This is a genomic window from Arthrobacter flavus (assembly GCF_039526005.1).
Taxonomy (GTDB): domain Bacteria; phylum Actinomycetota; class Actinomycetes; order Actinomycetales; family Micrococcaceae; genus Arthrobacter_D; species Arthrobacter_D flavus.
Genome location: NZ_BAAAIJ010000045.1, coordinates 1 through 861, shown reverse-complemented (window position 1 = coordinate 861; position 861 = coordinate 1). Strand labels below are relative to the sequence as shown.

General features: G+C 61.9%; 1 pseudogene. It reads right to left on the bottom strand.

Going from position 1 to position 861, the window contains the following annotated elements:
- Positions 1 to 861, bottom strand: a pseudogene (locus ABD059_RS09960) (IS3 family transposase); the annotation flags it as partial.

The following is an 861-nucleotide window of genomic DNA, read 5'->3' as shown; positions in this document are numbered from 1 at the left end:
CGGACGAGTTCGGTCTCGTAATAGCCATTCACGGTCTCGGCCAACGCGTTATCGTAACTGTCTCCCACGGTCCCCCTCGACGGCGTAGCCCCAATCTCAGTGAGACGTTCACCGTAGCGAATGGACGTGAATTGACTACCCGCATCGCTGTGACAGCGCAGGTCACTATGGTGAGTTCCGCGGCCCCACCGTGTCATTTCGATCGCGTCAAGGACCATCTCCGTGCGCATGTGCGAAGCGCACCGCCACCCGACGATCATCCGACTGAACACGTCAATGATGAAGCAGACATACGCAACACCCGCCCACGTCGGAACGAAGGTCAGGTCAGTCACCTAAGAGCCGGTTCAGGGCCACCGCGGTGAACTCCCGGTTCACCAGGTCCGGGTGCCTCCTCCCGGCAGGATCCGGTCTCGTCGTCTTCACACGCTTTGACCGCCTCGCACCCTCGATACCGGCAGCGCGCATCAGCCTGCCAGTCTGATCGCGGCCAATGTCGATCCCGGCGCGACGGGCTGCTTTCCAGAGTTTGCGGACCCCGTAGACACGATAGTTGTCTTCCCACAGGGTGATCAGATCCGAGGTGAGGACCGCGTCGCTGACAGCTCGCGCCGACGGTGCGCGGTTCTTCGCGGCGTAGTAGGTGCTCGGAGCCACCTGCAGCAGCGTACACATGGGCTCGACTCTTCAGCCGGCGTCCCTCGACGACGTCGTCTTTGTTCGCGTCGATGAAGGAGACTATTTCCGATGTTGGCGGTCGAGCTCCGCCCCGAAGAAACTCGCGGCGCGCTTGAGGATTTCATTCGCCCTCCGCAGTTCACGGTTTTCCTGCTCAAGCTCACGCACCCGCCTGGCCTCCGA